At 63.2% G+C, this 329-nt stretch carries 1 protein-coding gene; it reads right to left on the bottom strand.

The window, feature by feature from the left end:
• Nucleotides 1-329 (bottom strand): N4-gp56 family major capsid protein (locus F2P45_RS34875; RefSeq protein ID WP_166882733.1); only part of this gene is annotated, 329 nt, incomplete at both ends.

Here is a 329-nt window from a genome sequence, read left to right on the forward strand (position 1 = left end):
CTTGACCACCTTGGTGATGGGCGCGGCGTTCTGGCGTTTCAGGGCCTTGACAATCTTGCGCTGGACCGCCAGCGAGATCGGGGCGGTCACTGCCGCTCGCGTGGCGCCATTGGCGTACACCACATTGGTGCCGGCCCGCAGCACGCCGTAGCGCATGCGCTCGATCATTTGCGCGGCCTGCTCGCCCAACAGGTCGATCGCTTCATTCAGGACGTTGTCCTCATGGGTGTCTTCGATGATGTCCGTGATAGTGATCATCGAGCCGTACTGGGTCAGCATGCACGGCACATCGGTGGACGCCATGGTCTGCGAGCCGGGCGTGACGCCTT

This window comes from Massilia mucilaginosa, from assembly GCF_011682145.1.
In the GTDB taxonomy this organism is placed as follows: Bacteria; Pseudomonadota; Gammaproteobacteria; order Burkholderiales; family Burkholderiaceae_D; genus Telluria_A; species Telluria_A mucilaginosa.